This window comes from Flavobacterium sp. 140616W15 (assembly GCF_003668995.1).
In the GTDB taxonomy this organism is placed as follows: domain Bacteria; phylum Bacteroidota; class Bacteroidia; order Flavobacteriales; family Flavobacteriaceae; genus Flavobacterium.
Genome location: NZ_CP033068.1, coordinates 1,611,180 through 1,629,213, shown reverse-complemented (window position 1 = coordinate 1,629,213; position 18,034 = coordinate 1,611,180). Strand labels below are relative to the sequence as shown.

Annotated in this window: 19 protein-coding genes; 10 read left to right on the top strand and 9 right to left on the bottom strand. The window is 28.4% G+C overall.

Annotated features, from left to right (window positions below; genetic code table 11):
- Positions 1-45 precede the first annotated feature (45 nt).
- From EAG11_RS06965 to EAG11_RS06950, 4 genes are all read left to right on the top strand, one after another.
- Positions 46-993: a DUF4465 domain-containing protein gene (locus EAG11_RS06965; RefSeq protein ID WP_129538542.1), complete on the top strand. Its 948-nt coding sequence runs from the start codon at positions 46-48 to the stop codon at positions 991-993.
- Between the two features lie 255 nt (positions 994-1,248).
- Positions 1,249-1,494, top strand: a complete 246-nt coding sequence (locus EAG11_RS21890) for an IS1 family transposase (protein WP_305775264.1) — start codon at positions 1,249-1,251, stop codon at positions 1,492-1,494.
- Positions 1,495-2,803: 1,309 nt separating this feature from the next.
- Positions 2,804-3,025 (top strand): hypothetical protein, encoded by a 222-nt coding sequence (locus EAG11_RS06955; RefSeq protein WP_129538541.1) that lies wholly within the window; start codon positions 2,804-2,806, stop codon positions 3,023-3,025.
- 631 nt (positions 3,026-3,656) lie between these two features.
- Positions 3,657-4,148: a hypothetical protein gene (locus EAG11_RS06950; RefSeq protein WP_129538540.1), complete on the top strand. Its 492-nt coding sequence runs from the start codon at positions 3,657-3,659 to the stop codon at positions 4,146-4,148.
- 56 nt (positions 4,149-4,204) lie between these two features.
- On the opposite strand, the gene EAG11_RS06945 is transcribed toward EAG11_RS06950, so the two are convergent.
- Positions 4,205-4,438: a hypothetical protein gene (locus tag EAG11_RS06945; RefSeq protein ID WP_164998667.1), complete on the bottom strand. Its 234-nt coding sequence runs from the start codon at positions 4,436-4,438 to the stop codon at positions 4,205-4,207.
- Positions 4,439-5,253: 815 nt separating this feature from the next.
- Between EAG11_RS06945 and EAG11_RS06940 the strand changes: the two genes are divergently transcribed.
- The 5 genes from EAG11_RS06940 to EAG11_RS06920 all read left to right on the top strand — a co-directional run bounded on the left by EAG11_RS06940 (position 5,254) and on the right by EAG11_RS06920 (position 10,971).
- The gene (locus tag EAG11_RS06940; protein ID WP_129538538.1) at positions 5,254-5,904 is read left to right on the top strand and encodes a hypothetical protein; all 651 of its coding nucleotides are present in this window, start codon (positions 5,254-5,256) and stop codon (positions 5,902-5,904) included.
- 221 nt (positions 5,905-6,125) lie between these two features.
- Positions 6,126-6,479, top strand: a complete 354-nt coding sequence (locus tag EAG11_RS06935; protein WP_129538537.1) for a hypothetical protein — start codon at positions 6,126-6,128, stop codon at positions 6,477-6,479.
- A gap of 195 nt (positions 6,480-6,674) precedes the next feature.
- Positions 6,675-6,899, top strand: coding sequence for a hypothetical protein (locus EAG11_RS06930; protein WP_129538536.1), 225 nt, complete (start codon positions 6,675-6,677; stop codon positions 6,897-6,899).
- A 756-nt stretch (positions 6,900-7,655) separates the two neighbouring features.
- Complete coding sequence (locus EAG11_RS06925; protein ID WP_129538535.1) at positions 7,656-9,083, top strand: amino acid permease; 1,428 nt, start codon at positions 7,656-7,658, stop codon at positions 9,081-9,083.
- Between the two features lie 325 nt (positions 9,084-9,408).
- Entirely contained in the window at positions 9,409-10,971 is a 1,563-nt protein-coding gene (locus tag EAG11_RS06920) for an FAD-binding oxidoreductase (protein ID WP_129538534.1), read from the top strand.
- A 135-nt stretch (positions 10,972-11,106) separates the two neighbouring features.
- On the opposite strand, the gene EAG11_RS06915 is transcribed toward EAG11_RS06920, so the two are convergent.
- Complete coding sequence (locus EAG11_RS06915) at positions 11,107-11,472, bottom strand: hypothetical protein (protein WP_129538533.1); 366 nt, start codon at positions 11,470-11,472, stop codon at positions 11,107-11,109.
- A 219-nt stretch (positions 11,473-11,691) separates the two neighbouring features.
- On the opposite strand from EAG11_RS06915, the gene EAG11_RS06910 reads away from it, so the two are divergent.
- Positions 11,692-12,255: a DUF6642 family protein gene (locus EAG11_RS06910; protein WP_129538532.1), complete on the top strand. Its 564-nt coding sequence runs from the start codon at positions 11,692-11,694 to the stop codon at positions 12,253-12,255.
- 108 nt (positions 12,256-12,363) lie between these two features.
- Here EAG11_RS06910 and EAG11_RS06905 read toward each other — a convergent pair whose 3' ends face one another.
- The 7 genes from EAG11_RS06905 to EAG11_RS06875 form a co-directional block, all read right to left on the bottom strand.
- The gene (locus EAG11_RS06905) at positions 12,364-13,185 is read right to left on the bottom strand and encodes a serine hydrolase (protein WP_129538531.1); all 822 of its coding nucleotides are present in this window, start codon (positions 13,183-13,185) and stop codon (positions 12,364-12,366) included.
- The gene (locus EAG11_RS22765) at positions 13,182-13,475 is read right to left on the bottom strand and encodes a serine hydrolase (RefSeq protein WP_164998666.1); all 294 of its coding nucleotides are present in this window, start codon (positions 13,473-13,475) and stop codon (positions 13,182-13,184) included. Before EAG11_RS22765 ends, EAG11_RS06905 begins: the two co-directional genes overlap by 4 nt.
- Before the next feature lie 218 nt (positions 13,476-13,693).
- Positions 13,694-14,644, bottom strand: a complete 951-nt coding sequence (locus EAG11_RS06895) for a hypothetical protein (RefSeq protein WP_129538529.1) — start codon at positions 14,642-14,644, stop codon at positions 13,694-13,696.
- A gap of 334 nt (positions 14,645-14,978) precedes the next feature.
- Positions 14,979-15,305: a multidrug efflux SMR transporter gene (locus EAG11_RS06890; protein WP_086893829.1), complete on the bottom strand. Its 327-nt coding sequence runs from the start codon at positions 15,303-15,305 to the stop codon at positions 14,979-14,981.
- Between the two features lie 73 nt (positions 15,306-15,378).
- The gene (locus tag EAG11_RS06885; protein WP_129538528.1) at positions 15,379-15,942 is read right to left on the bottom strand and encodes a Crp/Fnr family transcriptional regulator; all 564 of its coding nucleotides are present in this window, start codon (positions 15,940-15,942) and stop codon (positions 15,379-15,381) included.
- A 23-nt stretch (positions 15,943-15,965) separates the two neighbouring features.
- Positions 15,966-16,769: a DUF2314 domain-containing protein gene (locus tag EAG11_RS06880; RefSeq protein ID WP_129538527.1), complete on the bottom strand. Its 804-nt coding sequence runs from the start codon at positions 16,767-16,769 to the stop codon at positions 15,966-15,968.
- 313 nt (positions 16,770-17,082) lie between these two features.
- The gene (locus EAG11_RS06875) at positions 17,083-18,018 is read right to left on the bottom strand and encodes a serine hydrolase (protein ID WP_256387087.1); all 936 of its coding nucleotides are present in this window, start codon (positions 18,016-18,018) and stop codon (positions 17,083-17,085) included.
- Between the last annotated feature and the right edge of the window lie 16 nt (positions 18,019-18,034).

Genomic DNA, 18,034 nt, shown 5'->3' with positions numbered 1-18,034 from the left:
AAAAACAATTAAAGAAGAATTATTAACCCCCTAATTTTATAAATAATGAAAAAAGTAATTTATTTTTTGACAGTTGGTTTACTTTTAGGACTATCGTCCTGTAGTAATGATGAGGATGTTTTAATTGATGGTAATACAAATGCAGCTGTAAACAGTACAAATGCATCAACTAAAAGAATTCTCTCTGATCCTGCAATAGGAACAACAACAACCTTAAACCTTACTAATGCTTTACTAGCAAGCGGAACCATTACAACAGGCGGTAAGTATTGGGAAAATACCTATGTTTCTAATACAAAGCTAAATGTAGATATATTTACATTCTCGCATACTGCTACATCCGCTGGATACAACTACTGGGATGGTTTTATAGTATCAAACGTAAATGATATTAAAGATTACGGATCTGGAGCTGCTCCAGGTGGATCAGATGGTTGGGTACCTCACCAATGGGGAACTATGGCAGGAAGTGGTTTTAATACTTCTTCTACAATTGCACCAGGAACTCCAGGAACAACGGGAGATCCCTATATTGTAGCTTATTGGTCTAGTTATTTAGATCCTAAAAATCCACAGGGAACAACTTTTACTGAAGGTGGTTTTTCAAACTGGATAAAAATAGGAAATACAGGAACATACCAAGTTAAAGGATTGAAAATTAATATGCATCCATGGCCTTATTATGGTTGTTTGAATGGAGATGGTTTCGCAAAGAAATTTGTTTCTGGTGATCATTTCGAATTATTAATCTATGGAGTTAATGCAAGTGGAATTATCTCTGCTCCAATTATACATACATTAGCAAATCACACAGGAACTTCTCTTGTAATGCCTACAGGATGGGTAGATATAACAGCCGCTAAGCTATCTAATTTAGGAGAAGTAAAATATCTTATTTTCCAGATGGCATCTACTGACTCAGATCCAACATACGGAATTAATACTGCAGCTTATTTTTGCTTAGATAAACTTTCAGTAAAACGAGTAGATTAAAAATAGATTATTTCTAATACCAAAAGAGCCATTCAAAAGATGGCTCTTTTTTATTACCCCATTCTTGATAATGTATCAATTGTGTTTTTTTTGTTTTTAGAAGCTAAAAGGTATTGATAGTCAGTATTTATTGAATAATTTTTACTTTAAAGGAATGACTATTGTACTCATCCCTTTAATTTTTAAGGTTTAAAATGTTTTAAAAATGAAATCTAGTGTATCAAAAGTATGGTTTGGTAGTAAGGTCTGTGATTTATGTGGAAGGAAAACTCATTAAAGCGTGTTCTTGAAACTTTAAAACTATCTGAAGCTAAAAAGATATGTACAGACAGACTAAAAAACTACAGATATCTAATTGACGATAAACAGAATTCTGTAAAACGTTTTACGACAAACTATATTGAAAGGAAGAATCTGATACTCAGAACTTATTTAAAAAGATTAAACAGACGAATAATCTGCTTCAGTAAAAGTCTGATTATTTTTCTAGCTGTCTTATAAATTTACTTTTAGATTCGGGTTATAAACAGTAAGTTTATCCTTTAAAATTATGTTCTTAGTAATTTTGTATTTACAACTAAAGCCTTATAAATATAAGTAAAAATGGAAAAGATTGCAAGACGAATTGGGCTCAAGATGCAGTTATAAACTTAGGTGATGCGGCGGAATTTTCACCGTCAGTGGAAAAAACTTTGAAAATAACGAAAGGAATAAGCACTGCTGTGATAAGTGTTGCGATTTCTATTTCGAATGCTTATGAAAACACCACAACGGAAATGTAGTAAAAACAGATATAAATTTAACACTTTGCTGTTGCTGGTTTAAATCTATTTGTTACTGTCGCTATAGGGATATTATCTGTTACGGGTATAACAAATAAAGTTTACCAAGGTATTGGTAATGCAATAGATAATAAAATTTAAAATTATTATGTCATACATCATTTATTTATTTTTTAAATATTATAGTAAGGGAGCGACTAAACTAGTTCCATATCAAAAATCAGTTTTTGTGTTTTTATTCATATTATTTATAAATTTCTTTTCAATAGCAATTTTAATTTCTCCAAACATATTTAGAGGGATTCATTTTCCTTCAAAAATACAGTCTTACATATTCTTCACTATGTTTTTTGTAATTGGCTATTTTATAGTAAACAAATTAGTACCAGAGAAGATTATTAGAGAATATAAAACAAATAGTAACACCAAGATCCATAGTTGGCTATTACTACTTTATGTATTGGCTTCCATTATCTTGATGTTAATATCCTTAATAAGATCGAGACACGAATAGGTAATATCAATTGTTTCGGATAAAATATATGAAGGGATAGGAAATACAATGGACACAACAATTTTAAAAAACTAAAAAAGATGAAGTATATAATTTATTTGTTTTATAGATATTACAATAAAGGGGCCACAATTAGAATTCCATATGAAAGTTCTGTTTTTGCAGTTTTGTTATTAATATTTATTAATGTATTTACATTGCTTATCCTTTTTATTCCAATTTTTACTAGAATTATTTTTAGTAATCAGTCTAAAACCGAATTATATATTTATTCATTGATTGGTACCTTTTTAGGATACTTAATAGTCAGTAAGTTATTTCCTGAAAAAGAAATTTTAAAAATGAATGACATTTCTAAAAATTTAAAATTGCATACTTTTTTTTTATTTTTTTACATTATTTTTTCTTTTATAATATTAATGATTCTTATAATAAAAAATAGATAATCACCCTGTTAGTCCGAATATAGGCAATACAGGTGCTAGAGCAGCATCAACAACAGTAGAAAATTTAAATGAAAAAAAGAAAAAAAAAAAAATCACTTACAACAAAAGAAAAAATCGTTTTTTGGGTAAAAAAACCAGAAAATATTGCATTAATATTTCTTTTAATTATTGTTACAATAATCGGAATAATTGATGATAAATTAGATATCATACTAATAGTTTATGTAGTAGCTTTTTTATTTGGGCTTTTAATAGGTACTATATTTTATTTGAAAGATAATTTTTTTTAATAATTTATTTATATCTCCTGCACAAATCCTTTCGTGTGGTATTGGCCAATCAAAGCGAATAGCTTAAAACAAATTCAACATCGTCAACTATGGGCAAAAACCAGAGAAAATTGTAACTGATAATGAAGTTATCACAAATACGAAATATTCTGGAGGATTTCAGTATAAAAACGATGTACTGCAGTATTTCCCAACAACAGAAGGCTATGTTAACAACACCCCATTAAATGGAGCGAACACACGAAGGGTATAATGTTAGTCCAGCGTGGTTATAAGAACATGAGTTAGCTGATGCAGGAAAAACAAGCTCATACGATGCACATGACCATCCTATGGTAAAAATCTAATGGCGATATATGTTGAATGGTAACAACGTAATTATAGATGCTTCAAATAATAGAATTATAACACTTTTTAGTAATGTGAGAGATAAAGCAAAAAAAATGGGAGCTGGATATATTAATACCAAGAACTGCACCTGAATTTGTTGGTAGCGGGGAGATTGATGTGGCCGTAATTGGTTTAGAACAATCTTACTATAAAGTATCTGCTGAATTTCAAAGTAATTTCAATCATTTTATAAATAGCGCAAACCTTGCAGGCTCAAATTCAAAACACTAATATTACCAATATGAAATTAGAATTAACTTTTCTTAAACATGTAAAAGCGTCATTGCTTTTAATAATGATATTTTTAGTAATCATTTTTATAATATATTACATAGGGCTTAATGCTAAAAATTCTCTATATATTATTCTTCCTATGTTTATTCTTTTAATTTTGCCAACTCTATATGTGCATTTAAATTATTATAATGAAGGTAAAGGTTTTGTGTATGAATTAAATAAAGATGAAATTAAAGTTATTAATGACAATGGGGTGATAATATTTCATAAAGAAAACTTTAAAAAAATAGAAATTTATATGTCAGGAACTAGATTAGCAGGTTTGGTAATTAGAAATTTTCCTTTTGAGGATTATTATTATGCTAAAATAATAATGAATGATGGTAAAGAAATTATAATTTCCTGTTTATTTTCTAAAAAAATAGATAAAATATTGCCATCTTTATATGGTGAAATTCCATTAGTTAAAATCAAAGATTTTTATCCCATTATTTAGAATTAAAAAAAAGAGAAACTCATAGTTTTTCTTTTTTTTGCATAAAATTTAATAGATTAATCTTTTAATTTGTCCTTGCTAAATAATAAAATTGTAGCAAACACTTGAGCTATTGATTGTAATATAGTGATTATAGCATTTAAAGGGTGAAAAGTGAACTCTTCTTTTATAAGTGACGGAAGAGCACTAATACCTAAATAAGTATTTAGGAGAATTTTAATATAAAAGCGATGTACTGCAGTATTTTCCAAAAGCCACAAATTTTGGATATAACCAATTAATAAAAGCATATAATAAGTTATATACAGGTACTGAATATGGCGGAAATATCGGAAATTGAACTTCTTATAAATTTCTAAGTATAAATACCTTATATAATTTGGGTGATGCTGGAAATTTTCTATAAGGCTTGAATGTCTTTCAATAGTTTTTCCTATTAAGAAGTCAAATTTGGTTCAAAAGCAAATAGGTTATGGTACTAATAACGGAGTAGACACTGCTGCTGATCAAAGAGCAATTAAAAATGGATTTAATTACATAAAAAAAATTATGATTACTAATATAAAAAAATATTCATTAATAAATTTTAGTGGCTCAATATTAATATGTGCCTTTAAAATAATTCAAAATTTATTTTTAGATGGAGATAATCATTTAAATAGGAGAATGATTTCGTCAATAGGTTTCTTTCTTATTGTACCTGTTTTTATAATATGTTTAATAACATTTATATTTGTTTGGGCGTTCTACATTGAAAAAAGATTTAAATATAATTTAAGTTATTTTTATTTAACTATACCTTTTATACTTATTCTGTGTGGTTTATTATATTTTATGATAAGTATTTACTTGCTCTAACTTAAATTCAGCCTAATTATAAGTTTCAAGATGAGCTGGAGCTTAACATGTACGACTATGTGGCACGCAATTATGATCAAGCTTTGGGTAGATTTAATGTGATAATGGAAGATTACAAGATGATGGATTAGAAACAATTTAAGCAAGGAAAGCTACTGGAACTGTTTCTAGTTCAGATTTACAAAAACTTAAAAAGTATAAAAAATACGGGAGATAGAAGTCCAAGACAAAGTAAAGATAAGTAGAAATGATAATAGATAAATTACTTAATATAAATGGAATACCTTTTCATGAGGCAGTTGAATTGATTAATGAAATTTGCAATGAAAACACTAAACTTTCATTATCACAAATTAATTTCATCTTGAATATTCATGAAAAAGAACTTGTAAATATTTTTTTTGATAAATATAAATATTTTGACCAAGAAGAATTTTCATTAATAGAAGATTTTATTAACAAGAATTTAGAAACTGAAAATAAAAATTACCTTTCAGATTTAATTTATTTTGCGACTGATTTTGGATTAAATATAAATTATGAAAAAATATTAAGTCTTTTAATAGTTGAGGAAGAAGATTTAGAATGTCTGGTATTAGGATGTTTGGAATATATTAATATGAATATTAAATTTTTATATATTGAGGAACTAATGAAAAAACTAGAGTATATACGAAATAATATTTTATATCACCAAAATGAGCAATTACTAGCTAGTTTAATTTTGTTAAGAATAACCCATAAAATCAAATATTTAGATTTTATAACAGAATTAATAGAATACGATAAAAGTAATTTAGAGTTTTTAAAAAATAAACTTAAAGAAAAAATGTATAATAGTAATTATTTTGATTTTTCAGAATTGAATAAAAAAATAGCTGGTGTATCAAATTTGTAATTTTTCAGAGTTAGTGATATGTAATTTTATATTTCTAGCCTATTGAAAAGAATAATTATTGAAAATAAATTAGGTTATGTAAACAACACGCCTGTAAATGGAGCGAACAATTATAGTTATGTGTTGTCAAACTTGTTATAGTACTGGATATCAGGAGGTACGAGTGGTATTAGTTATTCTTTTCCTGTTTTTAAATCTCAATTTAAATAATTATAAATCAAATGGTAAAAAAGTATATAATAGGTTTTGTTATTGTAGGTGTCGTTTTATTTATTTTTCTGAATACTTTTATTCGGTCTAGAAATGAATACCAAAAGAGTTATAATTTTATAATAACAAAAGTTGAAATAACCCCGACTCATACATTAGAGGTTTTTAATAATAATGAAAAAATTGCTTTTTGGAATTATATAATTTCAGAAAATGAAGGAGTTGAAATTGGTGATTTAATATACAAAAAAAAGTGTTCTAAATACTTATATATTTATAAAAAAAATGAGATGGGTAAATATGAGGAACATCTGAAAGTAAATCTTTCAAGCCTTTTTCCTATTGAATGGTTTTGTAATAATTAAACAAAAATATGAAAAACAAAATATTTAGTATAGTAAGTAGCCGTCTATAAATTCAAAAGGTAGTAGTACTAGATATTTTCAACAACAAACAATACCAACTACACATTTACAAACTAACTATTCTTCGTCTGTGATGCAAATAGTTCCTGTATCAGGAACTACAACCACAGTTATACCTTTTCAATATAGATAAATATGAAAAAAATTGCTTTAATATTATTAGTTAGTATTTTACAATATCCTAAAATGATTAAACTGGAGGGATATTATTATGGTGAAGGAGTTATTTTTGATGTAAATACGAAATATCCATTTGTTGAACCCAATTATAAAATCCCATATACTCCAACAATTGATGACGTAAAAAAACTGAGAATTTTTTATTTAAAAACTATTACGAATACGAAACCACTATTTTAGATAGTTTAAATTTAGATAAATCTAAAATTAAAGCTAAGTATAGAAACCCAAAAAATGTTAAAAATAAATTTTTTAAGTATAACAGGCAGTATATTGGTTTTGTGGACAAATCGAATGATACTATTATATATATAGGTTTACTTAATTTTTCCAATAAAAAGTTAGAAAATCAACATTTTAAAGGTTGGAAAGAATTTGTTTTTTTTGGTTTTGATGGTTTTTATGAAAAAAAACAAAGAAATTATAAGTACAATTTAAGCAAAAACAAGTTCATTTATAAATAAAAATATCATTTAGATTATCTTATCCTTAAAATAGGTTTACACAAAAGGGTAATAAAATGGAAATATTTTCTAAAAAAATAATCATCAAAATTCATTCTATTATAAAAAGCTTTATTTGTTATATAATAAATAAAGCTTTTTACCTTACTTTCTGTATTCGGAAAAAGTCAGATTAGTGTATCGTTTAAAATAGCAACAAAAAAGCAAAATATCAAAAAAGTTAGTAAGCCCTTAATTTCTTGAATTATTGCATTTGTTGTTTTAGGAACAAATTTGGAATGAGGAATAATAGCTTTTGTTATTCGTACCCAAAAAGAGAATACATTAAAAAAGAAAGCTTCAAAAATTAAATTACAAAAAAATAGAGTTATAAAAAATTACACTTCTGCATACTTTGTACGATTCCTTTTTTAACTTATCTTCGCTTTTTATACACTTATAAGTACATTTAACTCATTTAAAAAAATAATTTGTGAAGAAAAACCATGAAGACGTAGAAGAGAATCAGCTTAAGCGTGGGCTGAGCAACCGCCATATTCAATTAATTGCCTTAGGCGGATCAATTGGAACAGGTCTTTTCCTAGGTATTGGTCCAGCAGCTGTATTAGCAGGTCCATCTGTTATTTTAGGATACGCTGTTGCGGGAATTATTGCTTTTTTTATAATGAGGCAGCTTGGTGAAATGGTTGTTGAAGAACCTGTATCAGGAAGTTTTAGTCACTTTGCTTATAAGTATTGTGGATCTTTTGCTGGTTTTGCATCGGGTTGGAATTATTGGATTTTATATATTTTAGTGAGTATGGCTGAACTTACAGCCATTGGTGTTTATGTACAATTCTGGTGGCCAGAGGTTCCGCTCTGGGCATCCAGTTTATTTTTCTTTCTGGTAATTAATGCTTTAAATTTTGCCTCTGTAAAAGTTTATGGAGAAACTGAATTTTGGTTTTCAATTATAAAAGTTGTTGCTATTATTGCCATGATCCTCTTCGGTACATACTTGCTAATGAGTGGTACAGGAGGAGAGCAAGCAACAATTCAGAACTTATATAACGATGGAGGTTTTTTTCCAAAAGGGTTCTTTGAAAAAACTACTAATGGTAGTTTTCAAGGTCTATTAGCAGCAATGGCTCTAATTATGTTTTCTTTTGGTGGTTTAGAACTAATTGGAATTACGGCCGCTGAAGCAGAAAATCCAGAAAAAAATATTCCAAAGGCTACAAATCAGGTTATCTACAGAATACTTATATTTTATGTTGGTGCATTAGTTATTTTGTTTGCTTTATCACCTTGGCAACAAATTACTACAGATAGCAGTCCATTTGTAATGGTTTTTCAAAATTTAAACGGAATGGAATTTGAGTTGTTTGGTGAGAAAATATTTTTTACACGTCTTATTGCAAATGTGCTTAATATAATTGTATTAACGGCTGCTTTATCAGTATATAATAGTAGTGTATACAGTAATTCACGTATGCTATATGGCTTAGCAGATCAAGGAAATGCTCCTAAGTTTTTAAAGAAATTAAACAGACAATCGGTTCCCATTAATGCCATTTTAATTTCTTCATGCTTTGCAGCTATTTGTATTTTAATAAATAAAGTAATTCCAGAAGAGGCTTTTAGTATTTTAATGTCTTTGGTGGTTTCTTCTTTAATTATTAACTGGGTTATGATATCTTATACCCATTTAAAATTCAGACAAGCAAAAAACAAGGAAAATTCACAAACTAAGTTTCCTTCATTGTTTTATCCCATAAGTAATTACATTTGTTTTATTTTTTTATTTGGAATTTTATCAATCATGTGGATCACTAATATGAAGTTATCTGTAGAATTAATTCCGATTTGGTTGGGTATTCTTTTCATATGCTATAAAGTTTTTAAATCAAAAAATAAATAGTTTTTACTACATCATTTACTTATCAGGCATTGATTATTAACATATTGTTGATTTTCAATGCCTTTTTTTAATAGTATACTTTTGATTTTTTAATTATTAATATCAAAGGCGTTAAAATATAAAGAGATCTATATTCTGCTTTCGTTAATGTTATTAAAAGTATTGTCATAAAACCAGTACAAATACCTATAATTCAAAACATTATTCGATGTAAATTGCATTTAAAATATTGTTTTATTGATGGTTACTATAAACTAACAAGATACTTTCTTCATAAATATCTTTTTAAACGAATGAGTCCTCAATACTAATTTAACTATATGCTATGAAAAATTGTTCAGTTACAGTAATTGATAAAAGTTCGCCATATTATCAAAAATCTAGGGAAATTTCTAATCTTTTGTTGCTAAACGATGACAAGTTAAGTCCTGATGAAATTGCATATTGTGAATCTGCGGAAGATGTCAAATGTGTATTAAACCATTGTCAGCAAAATAATAAATTATTTAGAATTCGTTCTGGCGGACATCATCACGAAGGAGCTTGTACTGCCGATAATGTTATCATTATTGATACCTCAAGAATGAACAAAATGGTTATTGACACAACGACAAATACAGTAATAATACCATCTGGAACTAAACTAAAAGAGGTGTATAAAGAACTTACTAAGTATGAATTAGTAATTCCTGGTGGTGGATGTGATTCTGTTGCAATAGGAGGTTTAGCACAAGGGGGTGGCTGGGGACCTTATTCCAGATTATATGGTATGACCTGTGATTCACTAGTAAGTGCTCAAATCGTAATAGCTGATGGGAAAGTAGGGTTTAAAATAGTCGATGTAAACAATAAAAATGAATACAAGGACTTATTTAAATCCTTGAAAGGTTCAGGTGGAGGGAACTTCGGAGTGGTTACCAGTTTAACTTTTAAAACGCAATCGCTTGTAGGTCTAAAAAAAGTATCATTTTATATTCAAATGTATGATGAGGAAAAACCCCAATATATATTAAATAAATGGTTTGAAAATGCTTCGCAGGCCACTAATGTGATTACTTCTTTTGCAAGAGTATATCCAAAAGGGAATAATTTACACTTATATGTTTCTGGTATCATCATAGCTAGAAAAAATGATAGTGAACAAGTAATCAAAAAACAAATAGCTACAATTATTGATGTAAATTTCCCAATTGAACATATAAAGTTTGAAGCAAACGCATTAAGTATTCAAAATGATACACTAAACAGCGAAAATTTCACATCTATTGAAAATAGTATCAGTAGCGATGTCTTTATAAATGATATTCTTGAAACACAAGGAAAACAAGTTCCAGCTGCACCAGCATCGACCTGTGACGAACCACATCCTCATAAAATAAGTTCTTTTTTTCCAAAAAAAGGGATCGATTATACTGCTTTTGCAAATGCAATTTTTGAATATATGAATAAAGATCATGGATTCGGAAATAAACTAAATTGCTATTTAAGTCTTCATGGGATGGGAGGTAAGATTAAAGATGGGGATAATTATTTTTATTATAAGGATCGAGATTTTATGCTTCAGATTCAGGCTTGGTGGTCAGAACCTAAGGATCCTGATAATAATAAATACTTAGCTTGGGTAGAAAACTTAAGATTGGAATTAAGTAATAAAGGTTTTACGGAAGGCTGTTTTGTTAATTTTCCTGACTACAACTGTATAAGGAAATTTGGCCACATGGAGAAATATGATCCCACAAACGATAATGATCGAATCAAATTATTGCTTCAATTTTACGAAAAAACTTATTTAATTGATTTACTTAAAATTAAACAAAAGTATGATAGTAAAAACCTCTTCTTACATGAAATGAGTTTAAAATCAGGATTTTTAGATAATTTAATTTAAAAGTGAATGAGTCAAAAATAAGAACTACAAAAAAATAATTGGATTGGAGGATTTGAAGAGTCTAATCCAAAAATTCAAATAGGATGGTACAATTAAATCAAGAAGTAAAAAACGCTGTATAAGCAGAAAGAGAAACTAATAGTTTCTCTTTCTTTTGCTAAATACTAAAATTAAAATAGTAGCATAAACTTGAGTTACAACTTGTAATATTGTAATAATACCATTTATAGGATGCAAAGTAAGTTCCTCTTTTATTAAAGGTGGCAAGGTATTAATTCCGACAATAATTAAGACTAAGAGAATATATTTAATCCAAGAGACTTCAAATCTAAGTGCTAATCCGATTATTGAGATAAAAATAATAGCTGTAATGCTAATTATTATATCCGCTTTTGATGAAAGTATTTCGGGGGAAAGAAAAAAATTAAGAATGCCAAGACTAGCAGAAATAAAAAACAAATTAGATGCTTTAATATAATTTGGGTTTAAAGAAAATTTCATCAGCAGTTATATAAATTTATGGCATAAAAGTAATAAAAAATAGAAGTGAAAAACATTTCTAACACAATTTAGATTACTAAAAATAACTAGAAAAAACATCTAATCATTTGCCTCAAATTACCATTGATTTTCTAAAAAAGTCTTCATGCTTTTTTACCAATTTCCTGCAATAAAATATACCTTTGTGGCATATTATTCATTTACAAAAAACATAATTTTATGGATTATGATAAATTTATTTTTTGCCTTGAGGCAGTTGCCGATGTAGAAATAGATATAACTACTGAAGTCATAAAAAACTTAGAGCAGCTTGCTTTCGATCAAGGGATTTCAAGTATTCATAAAACTTGTGATACTATTGAAGGGTTAGAGGATAGCCTAAATGCATTACTTTATGATGATCATAATTTTAAAGATTACGAAATAATATATTTTGTAATGCCAGGCGAACCAAACAATGTGTGTCTCAACGAATATTACTATAGTTTAGAAGAAATAGCTGAAATATTTGAAGGAAAAATGAAAGGGAAAATTTTACATTTTTCTAATGCTAAAATACTCGATTTAAGTGAAGAAGAAGCACAATATTTCCTTGATATTACCGGTGCACGTGCTATTTCAGGTTACGGAACTGCTCTTAAAAAAATAACAAGTACTAGCACACTTGATAAAGCATTCTTTAGTTTATGTCAAGATGAAGATGATATAACCGAAATCGTTGAAGAATTACATCAAAAACACTATGATCTTTGTAAACACCTAGATTTTAGATTATACTATTAAATCCTAATACATAAAAAGAAACATAGATTATATACTCATAATAGAAATATTTTTTTTTAGAGTAAGTAAACTATGTTTCTGTATTTTAGAATGAATCACATAAACTAATTATTTAAGCTTTTGTATTTGTTCAAATATTCCATTTAAGGTTTCTTTCATATCTTTTGGTGTGTTTTCGCCACTTTGATTAGTAATGATAAATACACCTAGATTATATTCTGGAATGATATAAATAAAACATTGTGAGCGAGTAACGCCACCATGATGCATATATAATGTTCCTAGCTTTTCATCTTTGTTTACTCGCCAGCAATACCCTGAACTAAAACGATCGTTAACTTTAACCAATGGTCTGTGAGATTCTGCTACGACAGCATCATTTTTTAATTGGTATTTAATGTATTTTACCATATCTGGCACGGTAGATTTTACGTTTCCGCCAGCACCCCAAGGCAATGTTGCCATTTTGGTAGTGATTTCGTTATAAGCACAATGATAACCAACTGCAAGATTTTTTTCTTCTTCTGGAGATAAATTGATCATTGTATGACTCATTTGAGCATGTTTGGCAAAATATTCTTTTAAAATAACTTCAAATTTTTTGTCATAAACTTTCTCCAAAACAGCTGCTAAAAGCTCTATTCCTGCACTTGAATAAGAAAAGTTATACCCAGGAATAGTATCAATTTTTATTTGGTGTAAATCTTTGAAAAAATCCTTTTGTGTATAATTTTTTAATGCATTGTTAAGATCTGTTGGAGTCTCTTTTTTGGTAAAATTTTTCAGCATTTCATTTACGCTTAAAGGAATCATATTAGGCAAACCACTAGTATGGGTAACCAAATCTTTTATACGAATCGGATAGTTCTCAAATGTAAGATTAGGATAATCTTCGCTTAAATATTTTTGAACAGGATCATCAAGATTTATTTTTTATCCAAAACGGCCTTGGCAATTAATGTACCTGTATGAGTTTTACCTAATGAGCCAATTTCATAAATTGTTTTATTTGTTGGTGGGTTTGATTTTCCTTTTTCTAATTCACCATAATGACCGATGAATTCTTGTCCTTGATAAACTATGCCAATTGATGTAGAATTTATTAAAGGTTTTTCTATCATTTTGATTGCTGCACTATCAACTATTGCTTTTAGATTAGTTTTTTGTGCAATACTTATTAGAGGTAATACTAATAAAACGATAAAGATTAATTTTTTCATGATTTCTATTTTTTTAAGGTTATTGTTATTTGATACAAATGTGCGTTGGATAATCATGAAATACGTACGACAAAAAAAAGTCGAACGCATTTTTTTATTAAAATGAGTTCGACTTTTTATAAGACGGCGTACGAGTAATTACAAAATCTTATTAATTAGCAACTTACGAGCTGTTTTGTAGTTTGTTTTGTATTCTATTTTAAGGATGAATTAAAGTTTTATTCTTTGCAATGATCTTTAAAAATTGATTTTTCTTCGATTAAAAAAGTACTTTGAAACTTATTGGATGTATTTATTTTTTTATAGATATATAGTAGGTTGGTATTATTGTAATCATAATCTTTAGTATTTTCCTCGCCTGCTACATAGTTTAGTTGGCTTATGTAGGCATTTCTTTTTTCATCCAATGTATAGTTTAGTTTAAAAAGCTCATTTTCGGTATCATTATCATACCTTTTGTATTTCGGTGTATACAAAATAATATTTGGTTCAAAATCGATACCAGATATTTGTGCAAATTCAGATTCAGTTAAGGCCTCATTTAAGTCTTGTTTTTCTCCAAAATGTTTAGAGTAATATAAACCTCCATCTTTATAGAGATAAGAAAACGGATGGTAGTTTTCTTTATCCTCAAAGTGATTTACTATAAAATCATTGAATTTTTCGGTATTATTGAAGGTGTAAATTGTAGGTTTATAACCTTTGTTTATTGAATATGAATAAGGCAAGGAAGTAAATGATATAATATCGACTTCTTTAGTTGTTGTATATACTTCTGGAAACTGAATGCATCGATGTCCTTTTACATAAACGCGTTGTAGTTTTGGGGTTACTGCACTAAGTTTCCCAATATGCATAAATGTTTCTTCCTCATGTAATCCGTTTGAGAGCATAAACTTTGTACTGTCTTTTAGCTCTGGGGTATGCCTTCCATAAACCTGAAATGATTCTTTAGGAGCATCGGGGACAAAGTTTACTTCTCCATGTTCTTTTAAAGACCATTTTCCAGTTATTAATGTTGCGTATCCTATTATAATAAATGTGCCATCGGGTTTTAGATAATGGCTTCCGCCCCTTAATTTGTAATAACCCACTACATCATTTTGGGTTTGTGCTTGTGTATTATAATTTGTGAGCATAATAGCGAATAGGATAAAGATTTTTTTCATAAATAATCTAAAAACTTATTAGTGTTAACAAAAAAAGATAAAGCTTGTTTGATATTTACTTTGTGCAAAAAAACTTTTTCAAGCTAATATAGCTCAATTTAGGTTACAAAGAATAGAAAGACTTGAAATAGGAGTGAAGCCTATTATCCAAAAGATTTACGAAAACAAAAGCAATATCGTACACACTGACAAACAATAAAAAGCAGCATAAAGAAAATAAAAACCGTAAATGCTTTGAGAAAAAGAAAAAAAGGGAGGAGAAATAAGAATCTATATTTTAAATGCAACCTAATTTTTTTTAAATTAAGTTGCATTTTTTTTACTACAAGTTTCATTAATGAGAAACCGATTTTAATCCGATGATTGAACCTACTAATGTTGCAATAAAGAACAATCTCCAGAAGTTTGTTGGATCTTTAAACACAAAAATACCAACCAAAACTGTTCCAACAGCACCAATACCTGTCCATACAGCATAAGCAGTCCCAATAGGCAATGTTTGTGTACTCTTGATAAGAAGCAGCATACTTATAACAAGCGATGCCAAGAAACCTCCATACCATAAATAAACATCATTTCCTGTTGCTTCTTTAGCTTTTCCTAAGCACGAAGCAAACGCTACCTCAAATAATCCTGCAATAATCAAAAGAATCCAATTCATATTTTTAAATTTTAATAAGGCAAAGTTCCTTCAGTGGATCCAATTAAAATTTAACAAATGATAAAAAATAAATTTATTTTACTTCGGCTCTTATTCGGCTTAAACTTACTTGAGTGATTCCAAGATAGGAGGCAATATATCCGAGTTGAACTCTCTTAATTAAATCGGGGTTATTGGTTATTAGCTCATTATATCTTTCGGATGCTGTTTTAAACTGTCTCGAAATTAATCGCTCTTCTGTTTTTATGAGTTCATTTTCTGCAAATTTTCTTCCCCAATTAGCAATATGTATATCTTCTTCAAATAACCGTTGCAAATTGGAAGTCTTTAATTCATAGAGCTCACAGTCTTCAAGAAGTTCAATATCTTCATAGCCTTTTTGATTTTCGACATAACTTCTCATCGAAAGAATAGTTTCTCCTTCCTTTCCAAACCAAAAAGTAACATCACTGTCGTTTTGATTGACATAGGCTCTAACAATTCCTCTTTTTATAAAATAGATATTCGATTCGATTTTTCCTGCTTTTAATAAAATATGCCCTTTAGGATAACGTACCAATGTAATGTTTTCCTCCAACGTTTTTCTGGAGCTTTCTGGTAGTTCAGCTATTTTGTCAAAAATGGTATTACTGTTCATTTGAAGATTGCTAATAAAAAAGATTAATTACTAAGTACAGGGATAAGATGTTCCCATTTTAACTGTTTTGCAATGTCTAATGCTGTTTTACCTTGATTTGTTTTCATGTCTTTATTAACTCCAGATTCCAACAAAACTGCTACAGAAGTCCTGTTTCCTGCAATTGTTTCTCTATGTAATAAAGAAAAGCCATCTTCATCCTGATAGGTAATTTCATTGGGGTTTTGCTCTAAGAACTCCTGAAGTTTTTCTTTCATGTTTTTACTCATAGGATGTTCTATAAGATTTTCTGGCTTATCCTTTTGTTCGTTAACAAGAAGTACTTCATTGAAATCTCCAAAATCTAATCCCCAGGCTTTATCATGGTCCTTTCTTTCCTGATTTGTCATTTCTGAGCGTATCGCCTGAATTGTAAATCCCCCATAAGCTTTTGGTTGAGACGATGAGAACAATTTTGAAAGCCCTTTTTTGGAACTACCCTGAATAGCAAATAACCAATCACTAATCTGGTTTAAAGGAATCACAACTTCATCTCCATTCTTGATGTTTGTTAACTCGTTTGGGGCGTTTATTAAAACACCTTTTATCTGTTCTCCATCAAAAGTGATATCATTAATCCACATATGTTCTACAATAGGATGTTCACTTTCTTCAGTATCTTGAGAAAATGCCACTTTTACACATGCTACGGTTAATGCAGGAACAATTCGGCGGTATTCCCAAGATAGTTCTCTCCAAAAATATTTAAACGTTTCTTGTGCATTTTTAAAAGCTTCAATCATTTTTGGACTATCTCCTTTGGCAAAGAAAATTTCTTGATTCTTCATTTCTTAAAAATTAATATTGTTTTTTAAATTTGATATCTATTTCAAAATCAGCTATTGAAAATAAAAAGAGTAAAATCTAGCTTAATTTATATTCAAACTCCTTTATTTATAGCTAATATAGGACTATTTTATTATTATTTGTGAGATGTCTTTTTATAAATAATATACTTTTAAGCAGTCTCTTTAGCGATAATCCTATTTCATCCAAAATAAGAAAGCTCCTTAATTTCTTAAGAAGCTTGAACTTATTGTATAAATCTATTATAGTTTATGTATTTAATTATTTGCAATAAATAGGAGGGTAGTGTTTTTATTACTTACTAAAAACAAATTCTTTTCCTCCTTGTTTTAAAACCATTTGTTTTTTATTAGTATTAAATTCAAGAACGATTCCTGCTTGGTCGAATTTAAAAATATTTGTTTCTGTAGCATCTAATGGAAATGCAGGTTGGCCAGTTGCTTGTGCAAATAATTTATTTTCGTTTCGAGTAATATCAATTTTTATCGGAATCTCTGTACTTGAATATTGCCCAGTATATAAATCTAAAACTTCTGGTTTTAACTCTAATAAATTAAAAGTTGGCATTTCAAATGGTTTATTAAAATAACTACTCAAAGCACATTTAAGTATATTATTATTTGGGTAAATCATTCCATTTGAAGTAATAGCTACTGATAGTTTTTCGTTTGGATAATAAGCTAAAATTGATCTGAAATCATCTATTCCTCCGGTATGCCCATATCCTTTATGATCAAAATAAGGTACTTCGAACATTCCCATTCCAAAATTTTGGTTTAACGTTTTCATTAGTGATAAAGACTTTTCAGAAACTATTTTACCATTAAAAAGCCCTTCTATAAAAAGTGTCAAATCAGTTGGATTTGATACAATTGCTCCAGCACCCATCGGTATTGAAGGATCTGTGTCTGTTCCTTTTTCCCATTTATCGGTAAAATGATACGAATAAGCTTCATCGTTTTGATTCTTTGTATTATTTCCAAAGTAGGTGTTTTTTAAACCTAATGGAGTTATAATTTTAGAATCTAAAACTACTGAATATGATTTTTTATAGATTTTTTCAAGAATATAACTCAAAAGAACATAATTAGAATTACTGTATTCTGCTTTGCTATTAGGATCAAAATCACTTTTAAATTTAGAAATAATAGCAATCATTTCCTTTTCAGATTTTGGTTTTGTAATAAAAACATCAGATCTTAAATTCTCTTCATTAGTAAAATTATGAATACCACTTCTATGATTT

What these genes read in the sequence shown, in the direction of transcription:
- EAG11_RS06895 (WP_129538529.1), bottom strand. Translation starts at nt 14,644, where the DNA reads ATGAAAAAAATCTTTATCCTATTCGCTATTATGCTCACAAATTATAAT.
- EAG11_RS22765 (WP_164998666.1), bottom strand. Translation starts at nt 13,475, where the DNA reads ATGAAAAAATTAATCTTTATCGTTTTATTAGTATTACCTCTAATAAGT.
- EAG11_RS21890 (WP_305775264.1), top strand. Translation starts at nt 1,249, where the DNA reads ATGTGGAAGGAAAACTCATTAAAGCGTGTTCTTGAAACTTTAAAACTA.
- EAG11_RS06910 (WP_129538532.1), top strand. Translation starts at nt 11,692, where the DNA reads ATGGATTATGATAAATTTATTTTTTGCCTTGAGGCAGTTGCCGATGTA.
- EAG11_RS06890 (WP_086893829.1), bottom strand. Translation starts at nt 15,305, where the DNA reads ATGAATTGGATTCTTTTGATTATTGCAGGATTATTTGAGGTAGCGTTT.
- EAG11_RS06950 (WP_129538540.1), top strand. Translation starts at nt 3,657, where the DNA reads ATGAAATTAGAATTAACTTTTCTTAAACATGTAAAAGCGTCATTGCTT.
- EAG11_RS06920 (WP_129538534.1), top strand. Translation starts at nt 9,409, where the DNA reads ATGAAAAATTGTTCAGTTACAGTAATTGATAAAAGTTCGCCATATTAT.
- EAG11_RS06915 (WP_129538533.1), bottom strand. Translation starts at nt 11,472, where the DNA reads ATGAAATTTTCTTTAAACCCAAATTATATTAAAGCATCTAATTTGTTT.
- EAG11_RS06945 (WP_164998667.1), bottom strand. Translation starts at nt 4,438, where the DNA reads ATGCTTTTATTAATTGGTTATATCCAAAATTTGTGGCTTTTGGAAAAT.
- EAG11_RS06880 (WP_129538527.1), bottom strand. Translation starts at nt 16,769, where the DNA reads ATGAAGAATCAAGAAATTTTCTTTGCCAAAGGAGATAGTCCAAAAATG.
- EAG11_RS06935 (WP_129538537.1), top strand. Translation starts at nt 6,126, where the DNA reads ATGGTAAAAAAGTATATAATAGGTTTTGTTATTGTAGGTGTCGTTTTA.
- EAG11_RS06965 (WP_129538542.1), top strand. Translation starts at nt 46, where the DNA reads ATGAAAAAAGTAATTTATTTTTTGACAGTTGGTTTACTTTTAGGACTA.
- EAG11_RS06930 (WP_129538536.1), top strand. Translation starts at nt 6,675, where the DNA reads ATGAAAAAAATTGCTTTAATATTATTAGTTAGTATTTTACAATATCCT.
- EAG11_RS06940 (WP_129538538.1), top strand. Translation starts at nt 5,254, where the DNA reads ATGATAATAGATAAATTACTTAATATAAATGGAATACCTTTTCATGAG.
- EAG11_RS06955 (WP_129538541.1), top strand. Translation starts at nt 2,804, where the DNA reads ATGAAAAAAAGAAAAAAAAAAAAATCACTTACAACAAAAGAAAAAATC.
- EAG11_RS06885 (WP_129538528.1), bottom strand. Translation starts at nt 15,942, where the DNA reads ATGAACAGTAATACCATTTTTGACAAAATAGCTGAACTACCAGAAAGC.